At 65.6% G+C, this 15,408-nt stretch carries 15 protein-coding genes; 8 read left to right on the forward strand and 7 right to left on the reverse strand.

Translation table 11 applies throughout. The features are described from left to right. Positions 1-12: 12 nt before the first annotated feature. Complete coding sequence (locus ABZ789_RS07855; protein WP_358421454.1) at positions 13-204, reverse strand: hypothetical protein; 192 nt, start codon at positions 202-204, stop codon at positions 13-15. A 131-nt stretch (positions 205-335) separates the two neighbouring features. On the opposite strand from ABZ789_RS07855, the gene ABZ789_RS07860 reads away from it, so the two are divergent. The 3 genes from ABZ789_RS07860 (at position 336) to ABZ789_RS07870 (ending at position 3,900) form a co-directional block, all read left to right on the forward strand. Further along, positions 336-473, forward strand: a complete 138-nt coding sequence (locus tag ABZ789_RS07860) for a hypothetical protein (RefSeq protein ID WP_358421457.1) — start codon at positions 336-338, stop codon at positions 471-473. A 662-nt stretch (positions 474-1,135) separates the two neighbouring features. Beyond that, positions 1,136-1,969 (forward strand): 3-oxoacyl-ACP reductase family protein, encoded by an 834-nt coding sequence (locus ABZ789_RS07865; protein ID WP_358421460.1) that lies wholly within the window; start codon positions 1,136-1,138, stop codon positions 1,967-1,969. Positions 1,970-2,016: 47 nt separating this feature from the next. Then, positions 2,017-3,900 carry a ketoacyl-ACP synthase III gene (locus tag ABZ789_RS07870; protein ID WP_358421463.1) on the forward strand — a complete coding sequence of 628 codons (1,884 nt, stop codon included), beginning with the start codon at positions 2,017-2,019 and terminating at the stop codon, positions 3,898-3,900. 141 nt (positions 3,901-4,041) lie between these two features. On the opposite strand, the gene ABZ789_RS07875 is transcribed toward ABZ789_RS07870, so the two are convergent. From ABZ789_RS07875 to ABZ789_RS07890, 4 genes are read right to left on the reverse strand one after another with little or no spacing between them, the layout of a single operon-like run. Continuing rightward, positions 4,042-4,755 (reverse strand): maleylpyruvate isomerase family mycothiol-dependent enzyme, encoded by a 714-nt coding sequence (locus ABZ789_RS07875; protein ID WP_358421466.1) that lies wholly within the window; start codon positions 4,753-4,755, stop codon positions 4,042-4,044. A 13-nt stretch (positions 4,756-4,768) separates the two neighbouring features. After that, positions 4,769-5,590, reverse strand: a complete 822-nt coding sequence (locus ABZ789_RS07880; protein ID WP_358421469.1) for a fumarylacetoacetate hydrolase family protein — start codon at positions 5,588-5,590, stop codon at positions 4,769-4,771. A gap of 3 nt (positions 5,591-5,593) precedes the next feature. Then, the gene (locus tag ABZ789_RS07885) at positions 5,594-6,664 is read right to left on the reverse strand and encodes a cupin domain-containing protein (protein ID WP_358421472.1); all 1,071 of its coding nucleotides are present in this window, start codon (positions 6,662-6,664) and stop codon (positions 5,594-5,596) included. 59 nt (positions 6,665-6,723) lie between these two features. Continuing rightward, positions 6,724-7,581 carry an IclR family transcriptional regulator gene (locus ABZ789_RS07890; RefSeq protein WP_358421475.1) on the reverse strand — a complete coding sequence of 286 codons (858 nt, stop codon included), beginning with the start codon at positions 7,579-7,581 and terminating at the stop codon, positions 6,724-6,726. Positions 7,582-7,629: 48 nt separating this feature from the next. Between ABZ789_RS07890 and ABZ789_RS07895 the strand changes: the two genes are divergently transcribed. From ABZ789_RS07895 to ABZ789_RS07910, 4 genes are all read left to right on the forward strand, one after another. Continuing rightward, the gene (locus tag ABZ789_RS07895; RefSeq protein ID WP_358421478.1) at positions 7,630-8,886 is read left to right on the forward strand and encodes an aromatic acid/H+ symport family MFS transporter; all 1,257 of its coding nucleotides are present in this window, start codon (positions 7,630-7,632) and stop codon (positions 8,884-8,886) included. A 42-nt stretch (positions 8,887-8,928) separates the two neighbouring features. After that, entirely contained in the window at positions 8,929-10,125 is a 1,197-nt protein-coding gene (locus tag ABZ789_RS07900; RefSeq protein WP_358421481.1) for an FAD-dependent monooxygenase, read from the forward strand. A 129-nt stretch (positions 10,126-10,254) separates the two neighbouring features. Continuing rightward, a complete protein-coding gene (locus ABZ789_RS07905) occupies positions 10,255-11,412 on the forward strand; it encodes a helix-turn-helix transcriptional regulator (RefSeq protein ID WP_358421484.1) in 1,158 nt (385 codons plus the stop codon). 3 nt (positions 11,413-11,415) lie between these two features. Next, positions 11,416-12,519, forward strand: coding sequence for a glycosyltransferase (locus tag ABZ789_RS07910; protein ID WP_358421486.1), 1,104 nt, complete (start codon positions 11,416-11,418; stop codon positions 12,517-12,519). Positions 12,520-12,589: 70 nt separating this feature from the next. Here the strand turns inward: ABZ789_RS07910 and ABZ789_RS07915 are convergent, their stop codons facing one another. Both ABZ789_RS07915 and ABZ789_RS07920 read right to left on the reverse strand, forming a co-directional pair. Next, positions 12,590-13,045, reverse strand: coding sequence for an SRPBCC family protein (locus ABZ789_RS07915; RefSeq protein ID WP_358421489.1), 456 nt, complete (start codon positions 13,043-13,045; stop codon positions 12,590-12,592). Between the two features lie 76 nt (positions 13,046-13,121). Next, the gene (locus ABZ789_RS07920; protein WP_358421491.1) at positions 13,122-13,922 is read right to left on the reverse strand and encodes a DUF5602 domain-containing protein; all 801 of its coding nucleotides are present in this window, start codon (positions 13,920-13,922) and stop codon (positions 13,122-13,124) included. 244 nt (positions 13,923-14,166) lie between these two features. Here ABZ789_RS07920 and lhgO point away from each other — a divergent pair, with 244 nt between their 5' ends. Then, a complete protein-coding gene (lhgO, locus tag ABZ789_RS07925; RefSeq protein WP_358422125.1) occupies positions 14,167-15,363 on the forward strand; it encodes an L-2-hydroxyglutarate oxidase in 1,197 nt (398 codons plus the stop codon). The last annotated feature ends 45 nt before the right edge of the window (positions 15,364-15,408 follow it).

The raw sequence follows: 15,408 nt of genomic DNA on the forward strand, positions 1-15,408 counted from the left end.
GGAAGCCGGCGTCTACGTTTCGGGAAATGAGCAGCTCGGGCGAGGGTGGCCGATGCGGAGCGCCGTCGAGACCTGTGCGCTGCCGAACTCGTCGACGAGCTCACCGCGCGTGTGCGCGGGCCGGAATACGTCCTCGTCTGCCTGCACGTCGAGCAGAGGGGACGGTGACACCGTCCACCACGATTCCTTGTCCGTGGCTCTCATCGCGGCACGCTGCGCCACGATCGCCTCCGGCCACCATCCGTCGAGCCACGCCGTCGCGTCGTGCCCCTCGGCGAAGATACAAGTTCGGGCCGATCGGCGGCCGGCACGCGCGCCACATAGTGACCGAAGGCGTGACCGGCCACCACTGCGGGCGCCGCGTCGAACCACTCGATGACGACGGCGACGTCGCCGGCGAGGTCGTGCGGGTCCAGGCCGGTCAAAGCCCCCCGGCCACGGTCGTGCTGACGATGCGAGTGCTGCTCACGTAGCCACCCTCTCATCCGCGCTCGGAACCGGCTTCGGGCACAGTCCGTGCTCGGGGTGGCCAGAATCACATCACCGTCGCACGTCGTGCGTGACCTACTGGGGAGTAGCACGGCGACAACCGCGTAGACCACGCGATGGCACGGAGTGCATCCCGACTCATCCGACCCCGCAGGATGCCGACCGATCATGGACTGCGACGAAATATTGTTCCTGCAAACATATTTCGAAACCGCTTGGATCAATGGCGATACTCGATCCGCATTCCGATGCAGGCAACTGACCTTCCGGTAGTACCTTGTGTCAAATCGACATCGCCGGCCGGGCGTATCGATTCCGGCCACCTGCGCTACGGACATTCAGCATGTTCGTACCGACCGGTAACGATGCTTACCGCTCGAAATCGATTGGTATACAACACTTTAACCGACTACTGGACAAATCACCCGCAGGATTAGGTACGTAATGCTCCCGGTGACAACACGATCCAGCTGTTGCATCATTGTCATCGCAGGGAATTGCGAGCCGGAAGAGCTCGCCACAGGGCACGGGTTCGGATCAGGGGGTATCCGAAACGTGTTCCTTCACCGGAAATCAGGGGGCAGGGATTAATCGAGACCGGCGATTCCGTCGGCCCGTCACCCTCCCGCACAGCGAGGAGATGAGAATGACCAGCACTGTCGAACCCACTTCGCAGATCGGCGCAGGCGGAAACAAGCTCCGCGGACGAGTCGCCTTCGTCACCGGCGGAACACGTGGGATCGGCGCGGCCATCAGCCGCAGCCTTGCAAGCCAGGGCGCAACGGTCGCGGCCGGATACGGCCGCAACACGGCGCAGGCAGACCAGTTTCTCGCAGACTTGAACGAGAACGGCCGCAAGGATGTTCGTTACTCTGTCCACCGCGGCGATGTCGCGAACCCCGAAGACTGCCGTCGCACGATCGACGAGGTCATCGAAGCACACGGTCGCCTCGACATCCTCGTCAACAATGCCGGCATCACCATGGACCGCACGGTCCTGAAGATGCAGGACGAGGACTGGAACAGCGTCATCGGCGTGAACCTGTCGGGTGCGTTCTACCTGGCGCAGGCCGCCTTGCGACACATGCTCGAGCGGGGGACGGGACGCATCGTCAACGTTTCCTCGGTGATCGGCGAGACCGGCAACATCGGTCAGGCCAACTACGCCGCCTCCAAGGCCGGCCTCTTCGGCCTGACCAAGACGCTTGCCAAGGAAGCCGCCTTCTACCTCGCCAAGGGCGACAAGCAGGATCCGAATGGCATCGGTGTCACCGTCAACACGGTCACTCCCGGCTTCGTCGCTACCGAGATGGTCGAGTCCATCCCCGACAAGGTACTGGGGCGGATCACCGACAGCATCCCCGTGAAGCGACTCGCCGACCCTCAGGAGATCGCCCGGGTCGTCCACTTCCTGGCAGCCGATGCCTCCTCGTACATCACCGGACAGGTGTGGGGCGTCAACGGCGGCCTGGACATGTGACCCGGACTTCAATTCCACTACTTCGAATCGAACGGTCCTTTCTTCCGATGCAACCTTTCGAACTCAATCGGCACAACCGACTCGTGTTCCCTTCCAATTTCATTCCGGAGCTGGACTTCTCCACTTTGACCAGCATCGATCATCTCGACTCGGTGATCCGCCGCGATTTCGACACCAAGGCGCCTACCGTCTCCGAGATCCTGTCCCGTCACGCGCAGGGCGTCTACCGGTCGAAGTTCGAGATCATGCGCGACATGGCTCTCAATGTCTTCTGGGCGGATAGATTCGCACTCACCATGTTCGACAGAAGGGTCACCCGCTGGGGCGATGTGCCGCGCAACCGTGACGACATCTACATGCCCCGTCTCACACCCTGGCCCGAGGCGGACGAGCGGAACTCGGCAGTTGCCGACGCCTACCGCACCCTCCCTGCGGCATGGGAGAATTCGGCCGAAGATCGCATCTTCGACCGGCTGTTTTCGGTGTTCGGGGCACGTCGGCATTACGCCGGCGACCTTCCTACGGTGAAACCGACAGTGGCCCAACTTCTCTCCGATCCGGAGAGCATCACCCTGCGGGTGCGGACCTTCGACCCGAACTATCCTGTATTCGGCTACGACCAGATTCTGGACTGCCATGAGGATGTCGCCGAGCTCGAAGCGCTGAGCCGGTGGTCGATGGTGCTGCACAACCAGCAGCTCTGGGACCGCAACGAGATCGAGCTCGCCCGGGTCTCGGATCTCGAGGACGACGATTACGTTGTCGTCTCACACCCGCGCAACCGCGAGGTGCAGCGCTTCATCAACCGTGTGGCATCGGGCCGCACCCGCCCGGCCACGTCGTTCACCCGGCCCGAGCCGACCGAACCGTCGAAACCGTACCCGGCTGTCGATGTGCGGGCGGAGTTCGCGGTCGCTCCCCGCATCGACGCGATCGCGGTTGCTCACGGCGACCAGGTGTGCACCAACGAGGATCTGATCCGTAACACGGCGTACAACTGGTCTCCCATGTCCGCCGATGAGATCACCGCGAAGACCGGGATCGAGCAGCGCCGTTACACCTCGGGCACTTTCGAGGAACTGGCTCTGTCCGCAGCGAGGCAGGCGGTCGCCCACGCCGGTGTGGGCCCGGAGGATATCGGCGCGGTCATCACCTGCACGTGCACGAGCGGCCGGCTGATCCCGTCCCTGGCGACGTGGATCTCGGGAGAACTGGGCATCAGCCAGACTCATGCCTCGTTCGACCTGGTCGCGGCGTGTGCGGGCATGCCGTACGGACTGGCCGAGGCGACCCGCATCATGCAGCAGCTCCGGCGCCCGGTTCTCGTGGTGTGCGTCGAGAAGTTCTCCGACAAGATCGGAAACGTTCGTCCGTCCCGGATGATCTTCGGTGACGGCGCCGCCGCACTCGTCCTGTCGCCGGCAGCCGAAGGCGAAGAACCCGACCTGGAGTTCTTCAACACCTACGCGAGCGGACCGACGAGCCAGGTCAATTCGATCATCTGGCCCAACCCGGATTTCGACAACGCCATCACCGTCTACGGTCCCGAGGTGAAGTCGCTCGCCGGACGTTATCTCGCGCAGATGCTCGACGAGATCAAGGCACTACCCTCCCCCGACGACGCCGAGCGATCACTGCTCGACGACATCGATCTCATCGTGCCGCACCAGGCGAACAAGACGATGATCGTCGAACTCGCGGCGGACGCCGGCCTGTCCGCGGACCGCCTGTACTTCAACATCGAAAAGGTGGGAAACACGTCGTCGGCGAGCATCCCCCTCGCGATCCATGACGCCGTCCGCGACGGAGTGATCACCGAACCGGTGCGCATCTTCGCTCCCGGCTTCGGTGCCGGAGCGGTGGCGGGATACACCGTCATGCGGATCGCCCCGGAGGTGGTCGTGCCGTTCGAGACGACGGACGCCGGCTGACCGGCGTACGACAAGACGTCCGGGCCGTCCCCCGGCAGGCCCGGAGAACGTCGGGGTCGGATGCGAGCCACGCAGACGGGCGAAGGCCCTTCCGTCACCGGGACGGAAGGGCCTTCGTTGCATCGCGAACGTCGGGGACGTTCAGAGCCACCTCGGTGGGGTGAGCTCGCCCCCGGTGACGCCGACGGCGCCGCGACCGGCTGCCCAGCGGACGACGCCGGGCAGATCTCCGCGCACCGTGTGGGTCGTCTCGGCGTCGTCCTGCACGAGGACCGGTTCACGTCCTTCGACCTCGAGGGCGAGGCCCGCTCCGAGGTCCTTCTTGCGCCACATGCCGACGATGTCGTCGAGGAGCGAGTCGAGCACGACCGGCGGGAAATCACCGAAGCGTCCACCATTGTCGAGATCGACTGCGTGGATCCACACTTCCCGAGTGCGCATCCAGGCGACCTCCTCGGCTGGGACGAGCCGCCCCTGCGCGGTCCGGACCTCCGCCGCCCAGGCGGCATCCGGGAGGTGGCGCCATTTTTCGTCGAGTCGAGCAATCGTGTGGGAGAACAGATTCCGGAGAGCAGCAGGATTCAGCGTCGCACCTTCGGCGATCTCCTGGGCCCGCTGTTCGGTGGAGGCATACATCGGCGTCTCGACGCCGCTCGCCGCCCAGTCCATGAGGCGGCACAGCGCCGCGGCGTTGTATCCGATGTGCGCGACCAGATGTCGGCGCGTCCATCCCTCGAGCAGGGTGGGACCGTCGAGTTCGTCGTCGGTCAGCTCGGCGAGGCGCTGCGAAAGATAGGCGGTACCTCGCCGTGCGATCAGGAGTCGCTCGGACAGGTCGAGATCGTTGAATCCCACGATTCGGCTTCTCCTACTTGATGATCGTCTTGTTCTTGACGGTGCCGAGACCCTCGATGGTGACCTCGCAGACCTCGCCGTTCTGGATGTACCGCGCAGGCTTGCGAGCGTGGCCGACACCGCCCGTGGTGCCGGTGATGATGACGTCGCCGGGCTGCAAGGTGACGATGTGGGAGATGTAGTCGACGAGCTTGGCAGGGGTGAACACCAGGTCGCTGGTATTCGACGACTGCATGACTTCACCCTCGACCCGGGTCTCGATAGCAGTACCGAGCTGGTAGTCGGTGTCGAGGAACGGCCCGAAACCGCTGGTCTTCTCGAAGGTCTTGCCCTGATCCCACTGCAGGGTGCGGTACTGGTAGTCGCGCATCGTGTAGTCGTTGATGACCGAGTAGCCGGCGATGTACTCGGCGGCGTCGGACTCCGAGACCTGGTAGGCCTGCTTGCCGATGATGACGGCCAGCTCGGCTTCCCAGTCGAGCTGGGATCCGGCGTAGGCGGGGACCACCACGTCGTCGTACGGTCCGGTGAGGGCTTCCTTGAACTTCGAGAACAGAGTCGGGTACTCCGGCAGGTCGCGGCCCATCTCCTTGATGTGGGTCGCGTAGTTCAGTCCGACGCACACGATCTTGCCCGGCGCCGGAACCACGGGGGCATAGTCGGCAGAGCCGAGGTCGATGGTCTTGCCGGAAGCCTTCTCGGCCACCGACTTCCAGTTCGGATCGGCGAGCAGCGCAGAGAGATCGGCATAACCGTCGATGACGGTGGCGCTGGAGTCGCTGTCGACGCGGACAGCGGCCGTGCCGCCGTCGAGACGGAGAGTGGCGAGACGCATGGGTCAGGCTCCTTCGGAGATGATGGTGCGGTTGAAATGCAGACGTTCGACGATCGGCGCGTCGGAGAAGGCGAACAGGTCCACGCCCTTGTCGGTCTCGAGCGACCATTCGGTCCAGGACGGCACGACGATCATGTCCCCCTTGGCGACGTCGTGGCTCTTGTCCGCGAGATGGAAACGGCCCTCACCCTCGAAGACCTGGAAGACCACCGAACCCACATCGCGGCGAGCGCGGGTGTGCGCTCCTGCGCGGAGACGGTGGAACTCGGCACGGATCGTCGGCATGACGTCGCCACCGGTGGTGGGATTGGTGTAGCGCACGGCAGCGTGACCCGGTTCGGGGGTGGCCGCGTAACCCTCGTCCTCGAGCGCGAGTTGCTCGTTCAGAGCACGATCGGTGTGCTCCCAGCGGTAGCACGCGATCGGCGAGCTGGTCTTGCGGTCGAGGCCGACCAGCGGACGCAAGCCCGGGTGGACCCACAAACGCTCGGAACGGGAGAGATCCGGGGTGCTCTCGTCGGTGACGCCGTCCGACCCGAACTCGAAGAAGCCGGTGTCGGTGTAGTGCACGAACGGGATGTCGAGACCGTCGATCCACGCCATGGGCCGATCGGTCTCGTTGTGGTGGCCGTGGAAGTTCCAGCCGGGCGTGAGCAGGAAGTCGCCGCGACGCATGGCAACCGGATCGCCGTTGACCACGGTCCACACGCCCTCGCCTTCGACCACGAAGCGGAAGGCATTCTGCGAGTGCCGGTGCTCGGGTGCGGTTTCCTTCGGTCCGAGGTACTGGATCGCCGCCCACAGGGTGGGAGTGATGTACGGGACACCTCCGAGACCCGGGTTCGCGAGTGCGATGGCGCGTCGCTCTCCCCCACGGCCGACCGGCACCAGGTCGCCCGCGCGCTGCGCGAGCGGGTAGAGGGTCGACCACTTCCAGACGAAGGGGACAGCCTTGGAAGTCGGGACCATCGGCATCAGATCGCCGATCTGGGTCCACAACGGATTGAGGTGTTCCGTCTCGAAGTCGTCGTACAGCTTCTGGAGCTCAGGATCGACGGGCTCGGTGGCAGTCATGAAATCTCCTTGTCCGGCGTTAACTCCCAACCTAGGGTCCACGGACAAGCGGAGGCCAACTATTTCTGCTGCGTGGAATTTGAAACGTCCGGACCGTCGATGTGAGCTATATCCACCTCGATGCCACGCACCGCTGCCTGCATCTGCGCGACCAGCTTTCCGCGCAGATGCTGGCGGTAGCGGGTGATGGGCACGGCGGCGGTGAGGGCACCGATCGCAGTGCCCCGGCCGTTGCGAATCGCCACTCCGATCGCCGCGACACCCTCCTCCGTCTGCTCGACGTTGACCGCGAAACCGAGCCGGCGTGCAGCCTCGAGTTCGTGGACGAACTCCTCGAACTCCCCGATCGCCATCCGCCGATCGCTCTCGTAGGCGGGACTCGGCCCCTGACCGATGTGAGGCTCGTCCGCAGGCCGGAGATAGAGCTGTTCGAGAACCGAGCGGGGAAGTTCGGCCAGGAGGATCCGTCCACCGGCGGTGAGTTCGGCAGGCAGTACCTGACCCCGGCGATCCCCCACACGCAGGATCGATGTGGTCTCGGCGGTCCACAGGAATCGCGCCTGGGAGCCCACTCGGATCACGAGGTTGATCGTCTCGTCTGCGAGGGTTGCGAGCGCCTCCATGTGCGGCCGGCAGAGTTCGGTGAAGTCGCGCGTCCACCCCTGCCGAGCGGGACCGACACCCAGTGCTGGGCCGGGGTGGTACATCCGCTTCTCGTCCTGCACGGCGAATCCCCGGTAGACGAGCATCGCCAGCAGACGGTGCGCCGTCGATGGCGCCGTGCCGAGTTCCGCGGCGGCGTCCTTGAGTCGGATCGCTCCCGCATCGCGGAGCAACTGGAGAAGCCGCAAGGCGTTGTCGACCGACTCCAGCATGTAGGTGGGCTTACGAATCGTGCCGATCGGCTTGTTCTGCATAGCAGAACTTTATTGCATCGAAGAGCGCTGCGCGCCCACCGTTGAAGGATGCATTCCCCCAATGAGGCTTCATCGACGCGGGCCGGAGGCAACATCACCCTCCCTCGGGCTCACGTGATCGCGGTGATCGTCTGCTGGCTCTTCGTCGTCTTCGACGGCTACGACCTGATCGTCTACGGCAACGTGATCTCGAGCCTGCAGGACGAATGGGGCATCAGTTCCTCCACTGCAGGCACGCTCGGAAGCCTCGCGTTCGTGGGCATGATGATCGGCGCCGTGCTCGCCGGTCGGCTCTCGGACGGAATCGGACGCAAGAACGCTGTCATCGGATGCGTCGTCGTTCTCTCCGTCTTCACGGCACTGTGCGCCGCGGCTCCCGGACCGGTGATCTTCGGCCTCCTGCGCCTCATTGCCGGCATCGGCCTCGGTGGGCTCGTGCCGACCTCGAACGCCCTGGCCGCCGAACTCGTACCCGACAAGTGGCGCGCCGCCGTGGCCACGATGATGATGTCGGGCGTACCGATCGGTGGCTCGATCGCCGCCCTCGTCGGCATCCCGGTGATCCCCAACTGGGGATGGCGGCCGATGTTCGCGTTCGCTCTCATCCCCCTGGTGGTCCTGGTTCCGCTGGCGATCAAGGTCCTGCCGAAGCACGCCGCGGCGCGCACGCATCCGGACCGCTCCGAGGGTGGCTTCAAGGAACTCCTCGGCTCCCGGTTCCGGACCATCAGCATCATGTTCGCCGCCGTCACCGTCGTGACGTTGCTCGCCTGGTACGGCCTGGGCACCTGGTTGCCCAAGCTCATGCAGGGCGAGGGCACCGACCTCGGTAGCGCCCTCACCTTCTCCCTGGCCCTGAACCTCGGTGCGGTCGCCGGATCCTTCGTCACCGCCTGGGGCGGCGTGCGATGGGGGTCGGTCCCGACGAGCATCATCGCCGCGCTCATCGCCGGTGTCGCGCTGCTGGCACTGTTGCTCGACCCGCCGGTTGCCGCGGTGTACCTGATCTTCGTACTCGCCGGTGTGGGCACGCACGGCACGCAAGCCCTGATCATCGCCGCCGTCGCGTCCTACTACCCCGACCATCTGCGCGGCACCGCGCTGGGCTGGGCGCTCGGTGTCGGGCGCATCGGCGCTGTCGCCGCTCCGCAGATCGGTGGCTGGCTGCTCGCGGCCGGTCTGGGCGCGAACTCCAACTTCGTCCTCTTCGGTATCAGCGCGCTGATCTCGTCGCTGCTGCTGACTGTGGTCTGGAAGAAGTTCCCCGCCCGTCACGATTCGCTTCGCCCGATCCCTACGCCCTGATCGCGGCCCCTCCCCTTACTTCACACGAACCGAAGGAGTGTCATGTCCGACCTGAAGGACGCACGAGTTCTCATTGCCGGTGGCGGTATCGGCGGTGTAGCCAACGCCCTCGCTCTCGCCCAGAAGGGTGCTCAGGTCACGCTGTTCGAGCGCGCTCCCGAGTTCGGCGAGGTGGGCGCGGGTCTTCAGATCGGCCCGCACGGTTCCCGGATCCTGCAGTCGCTCGGCGTGTACGACGAGGTCATCGCGAAGGGTGTGCTGCCCAAGAACCTCGTCTTCCGGGACGCCGTGACCGCCGAGATCCTTACGAAGGTCGACCTGGGACACGACTACCAGCGGCACTACGGTGGCGTGTACTTCGTGGTGCACCGTTCCGATCTGCACTCCGTGCTCGTCGAGGCGGCTCGTCGGGCCGGCGCCGACCTCCGCACGAGCTCGACGGTCGCCGATGTGATCACCGAGGGCGACACCGTGCGGGTCGTGCTCGAGAACGGCGAGGAGCACGTCGGTGACGTCGCGCTCGGCATGGACGGACTGCATTCCCGCCTGCGTCCGAAGCTCTCCGACGACAAGCCGGTCGGCTCCGGCTATGTCGCCTTCCGCGGAACCTTTCCGATGAACGAGGTTCCGCTCGAGGAGGAGATCGAGGACGTCGTCGGCTACATCGGACCGCGGTGCCACTTCATCCAGTACCCCCTGCGTCAGGGTGAGATGCTCAACCAGGTGGCGGTTTTCCAGTCCCCCGCCTTCCTGCGCGGCGAGGAGAAATGGGGCAGCCCCGAGGAACTCGCGCACGCATACGACCATTGCCACGAAAGCGTGCAGGCCGCACTGAAGTACCTGTGGACCGATCGCTGGTGGCCGATGTTCGACCGCAACCCGATCGACAACTGGGTCGACGGGCGGATGATCCTGCTCGGCGACGCCGCTCACCCGCCGCTGCAGTACCTCGCCTCCGGTGCCGTCATGGCCCTCGAGGACGCCCGGTGCCTCGCCGACTATGCCGCCGAGGATCTGCAGGGCGATACGAAGAACTGGCCGAAGATCCTGCAGGACGTCAACGCAGAACGCGCACCGCGCTGCAACCGCATCCTCACCACCGGACGGATGTGGGGAGATCTGTGGCACCTCGACGGCGCCGGCCGTGAAGCCCGCAACGAGCTGTTCCGCATCCGCGACACCTCGAGCTACAAGTACACCGACTGGCTCTGGGGATACAGCTCGGCCCGCACCCGCTGAGCAGTTCGTCCCGTTCCCTCCGAATGCCGTCTCCGATCCCACCGATCGGGGACGGCATTCGCCGTATATGCGGAGTTCCTGCCGCGCCGAGGGGTATCGAGAGAGCCGTGACCAGCACATACTGAGAATATGGCCGCGGCACGGCAGGCAGGGGCGCTTCGTGACGAGGTGCGAGACGTCGCGCTCGGAACCGCTGAACCCACCGAGTTCCGGCGCGCCGCCCTCGACGCCATCCGCCGGCGCATCCCCTTCGACATCGGCTGCATCGCGCTCGTCGATCCGGCGAGCCTGCTGTTCACGGGGGCAACCATGCTCGATGTCGACGAGCCCTCCCGTCGGGCTGCAGAGACGGTGGCGCACATCGAGTACGGCACGTCGTGCTTCGCCAACACCTACGGCCGGCTCGCCCGGACACGAACCGGTGTCCAGACGATCCGCGAGGCCCTCGACTGCGACATCCGCGACGCGCTGCCCTACAACAAGCTCCTCGAGCCTCGAGGAATGGACGACGAGGTGCGCCTCGTCTTCCGAGGTCGTGACGGCCGTGTCTGGGGTGGAGGCACTCTCATGCGCGGTCCCGGCCGTCGCTTCGACGCCGAGGAGGTGGCGACGCTCGCGGGATGCGTGAGCCAGATCGGTGACGGACTCCGATTGTCGCTGTTGCGTGAATCCCCTCTACTCGCATCCGACGAATCGCTTGCCGGTTCCGGACCGGCGGTCGTGGTCGTGGGAGCGGACAACGAGATCGAATCGGCCACTCCCCAGGCGACGGAGTATCTCGAGCGTCTCGGCTACGAAGGTTCCTTCATGCTCCCCGCCGTGGTGATCGCTGTTCGATTCCGATACGAGGGCACCGCAGCGCGTGCTGTACGTGCCCGCACGCGGGACGGTCAGTGGCTCGTCCTCCGGGCCGGGACGCTGGACGGGCGAGGCGATTCGGCCCGGATCGTCGTCACGATCGAACCCGCACAGCCCGCTCAGCTCGTTGCCCTCACGGCTGCGCTCCACGGCCTCACCGAGCGGGAGACCGACGTCCTCGCGTGCATTCTCGCGGGAGAGTCACGCACCGAGATCGCACGTGGACTGTTCATCAGTCCGTACACCGTGCAGGACCATCTGAAGAGCATCTATGCGAAGACCAATGTGGGCAGCCGTCAGGAACTCGTCGCACGGTTGTTCTTCACCCACTGCCTGCCCCGGATCGGTACGACGGTCGGACCGGACGGGTGGTTCGTCGAGAAGCCGGACCCGAAGAACGTCCCGGTCGATGCGCAGCGGAAGAGGTGAAACGTGGCACGCATCCTGATCGTCACGTTGGAGGGTGGCGGGAACTACCCGCCCGAAGCAGCGCTCGGACGCGAGTTGCATCGCCGCGGACACCACGTGCGGGTTCTCGGACACGAATCGCAACGGAAGGTCGCCGAGGACGCCGGTCTCGCCTTCTGCAGCTATCGGCACTCGCCGACCTGGACCCCGCACGTCGAGCTGAGCACCGCGAAGGTGCTGACCATGGCCCTCGCCATGACGACCGACGCTGCGGTCGCCCGGGACGTGAACGACGAGATCACCAGGGAGCCGACCGATCTGGTGATAGTCGACTGCATGTTGTTCAACGCCCAGGACGCGGCGGCGCGCACCGGAGTGCCGCACGTGGTGCTGTTCCACACCTTCTTCTCCGCCTTCGACGGCTCGTTCCGTCACGGGCCGTTCGGGATCGGAGCGCGTCTGCGTGGCCTGGGCCCGAAGCGATTGTGGGAGCAGGCCGACATGCGGTTGGTGTGCTCGGATCGCATGCTCGACCCGGCCGGGCGACGGCACTCGAACCGCGCGCTGATCTGGACCGGTGCGATCCACGACGCGAAGGCCGCCGCGGTCGGACGAACACCGCCGCGCGTACTCGTCAGCCTGAGCACGGGCGGTTTCCCGGGCCAGCGCCGTACCTACCAGAACATCTTCGATGCGGCGGCCGGGATCGACGCCGAGTTCGTCGTCACCACCGGGCCCGCGATCGATCCCGCAGGATTGCGCGTACCGCCCAATGCGACCGTCCACCGGTACGTTCCGCACCACGAGTTGATGCCGACCTGCTCGGTGGTCGTCGGGCACGGCGGGCATGCGACGACCTTCCGGGCACTGGCCCACGGTCTTCCGATGCTGATCATGCCCATGTCCGCAGTGACGGATCAGGCGATGATCGGTCGCGAGGTGGCGAAGGCCGGTGCGGGCATCCGCCTCCGGAAGACCGCGTCGCCCGAGCACGTGCGCGCTGCCCTGAACAGTCTGCTCACCGAGGACGGGTATCGCACGGCGGCAGGGGAACTCGGTGCTCGGCTCCGGGGTGTCGACGGGGCATCGGCAGCGGCCGATCGAGTTCTGACGCTCGTCGACCACTGACGAACAGACCACTGACGTGTGCACGCGAAGCGACCGGCACCCCCTGACAGGTGCCGGTCGGGACTTCACGTCACCCTTCGTCCGCATCCCCCTCCTCCAGGAGCTGTTTCGCGTGTTCGAGGTTGTTCCGCACATCGCGTGCGTACAGTTTCTCCACCACGGGCTGAGTGAATTTGACGAAGAAGCTCCCGACCTCCTCGGTGTCCTGACGGAAGGTGACGCGGGTTCCTGTCTCCACCGGGTCGAAGCGAAAGACGGTCTCGTACCGGATCGGGCTCTTCACGCTGCGGCGGTGCTGGGCTCTGCCGGGCTCGACCCGAGCCAGTTCCTCGGTAAGTTCGATTTTCCGTCCGGCGACCTTGACGGTGGCGCGCGCGAGCGATCCCTCCTTGCCGCCTTCACCCGAGACCAGCTCGTAGTCCATCACGTTCGTCATGTACACCGGGGCGTTCTCCGCGGCGGCGAAGAAGGCGAAGACCTCGTCGACAGGCTTGTCGATGATGATGGATTCCTCGGTTACGGGCATGACATTTCCTCCGTTCGGATTGATTTCGCACTGAACGATTCCTGTGTCTCCGCAGGATTTTTCACGGGCATCGCGATCAGGACGCCTGACGCGGAACCATCCCTTCGAGGGCGAGGTCGTATTCCTGTGCCTGCTCGTCGAATCCGACGCTGTAGACGGTGGGATAGTAGGCCGAGTGCTGATAGGCGGCCGGCAACTTGATCTGTTCGCGGATCGCCGGACGTGTGAGCAGCCACTCCCGTGTCATCATCGGTTCCATGAATGTGGAGTCGCCGTCCCACGATCCGTTGATGAAGGTCTCGGTGAAGTTGTAGACGCCGGGGACCATTCCCTCCGTGACGTCGAGCCAGTGCACACCCATGAGCGGCACCGCCAACTGGGAGGCGAGCATGCCCGGCGGGGTCACGTAATCGACGGGCATGTACTTCGGGTCCGGAAGCCGTGCCGCGCGGTCGGCGTAATCGGGTGTGGCAGGGTCGATCCGTTCGATCGACGCCATGTCGGTCATGTAGAAGTGCACGTCGAAATGCGGCTTGCCGAACAGCACGGTCGGGTCGTGTCCACGCGGATTCCAGTTCAACATGACGTGGTCGAACACCGTGTCGGACGCCTGAACGGGCAGGTGCAGCATGTACATCCCGTCGGCATCGGGCAGTCCGTCGAGGACAGTCGGCGAGAGACGGATGCCGACGGCAGTCGGAGCGCCGTTCGCGTCGAGGGTGGCATACGCACGCGCAGTTCCGTCGCCGACGCTCACGGCCCGACCGAAATGCAGGTGGGCAGGAGCGGGCACCGCCGATGCCACGCCCGCCATCGCCACGGCGAGGCAGGTCGCCACGAGCAGAGCAATGGAACGACGTGATCGATATTTCTTCATGGTGATTCCGATCGACGAGGGTTCTCGATGAACCCCTCTCTTCCGTGAATTCAGTGTCGGCCGGGGTCGGGTGCCTCGACCATCCCTCACTCGGGGGATTTCGCCGAGTGTTCCGGTCAGAACTGCTTCGAACAGTGTCGGTTCCCCTGCCCGGATCGTGCTTGTCGGCGAGGCGTCGCGGCATATACTCGCCGAACTGCACTCGGACCCACGATCCGCAGAGAACAGGGAGCGGCCCTTGAGTATTCGCAACCTTCGCGTCGCGGTGGTCGGTGGGGGCATCATCGGTGCCGCGACCGCCCGGCGACTGGCCATGATGGACGCCGACGTCACGCTGTTCGAGAAGGAAGACCGGCTCGCCGCACATCAGACGGGACACAACAGCGGCGTCGTGCACGCGGGTCTCTACTACACGCCCGGGAGCCTCAAGGCGCGGCTGTGCAGGCGCGGGGTGGAACTGTTGCAGGCGTTCACCACGGAGAAGGGCCTGCCCTACGACGAATGCGGCAAGCTCGTCGTCGCCCTCGACGAATCGGAACTCGGCCGACTCGACGCGATCTTCTCGCGGGCCACTGCGAACGGCGTCCCCGACCTCCGCCGTATCGACGCCGACGAGATCACCGAGATCGAGCCACATGCAGTCGGGATCGCCGCGCTGTACTCGCCCCACACGGCGATCGTGGACTTCGTCGCGGTGACCCGCGCACTGGCAGACGATGTGATCGCCGCCGGCGGCATGCTGTGCACCGGGACTCCCGTTACCGCCGTCCGTGAAGCCGGCGACCGGGTCGTCGTCGACACACCGGCCGACCAGGTCGCTTTCGACCTGGTGATCACGTGCGCGGGCCTGCAGTCCGACCGCCTCGCACATTCCTCCGGCGACACCCGCCACCCGCGTATCGTCCCGTTTCTCGGTGACTATCTGTTGCTCGAGACCGAGGCGGCGGCGAAGGTGCGCGGGTTGATCTATCCGGTGCCCGATCCCCGCTACCCGTTCCTCGGTGTGCACCTCACCCGCCGGATCGACGGGGAGGTGATGGTGGGGCCGAACGCCTTCCTCTCCCCCGGTCGCGAAAGCTACCGCGGCCGACGCGGATCGTGGCGGGATCTGCGTGACGCCGTCGCGTGGCCGGGCTTCTGGCGTTTCGCCGCCCACAATCTGCCTGCGGCGGGCCGGGAACTACGCACCGCCGCCAGCACTCGACGGTTCGTCGCCGATGCAGCCGCATACATGCCCGGGCTGACCGTCGACGACGTGCGGCCGGGACCGCGCGGCATCCGGGCCCAGGCAATGAACTCCGACGGGAGTCTCGAGGACGACTTCGTCGTCACGGGGCACGGCCGGATCGTGCACCTGCGCAACGCACCGTCACCCGGGGCCACCTCGTCGATGGCAATCGCCGAATATCTCGTCGACCGCGCGCTCGAACGTATCGGCTGATCACGCGGTTCGCGGTGGACGTCACGGTTCGCGGGGGCCGGCGCG

Origin of the sequence: Rhodococcus sp. NPDC047139, assembly GCF_040643435.1 — a bacterium.
Lineage (GTDB): Bacteria > Actinomycetota > Actinomycetes > Mycobacteriales > Mycobacteriaceae > Rhodococcus.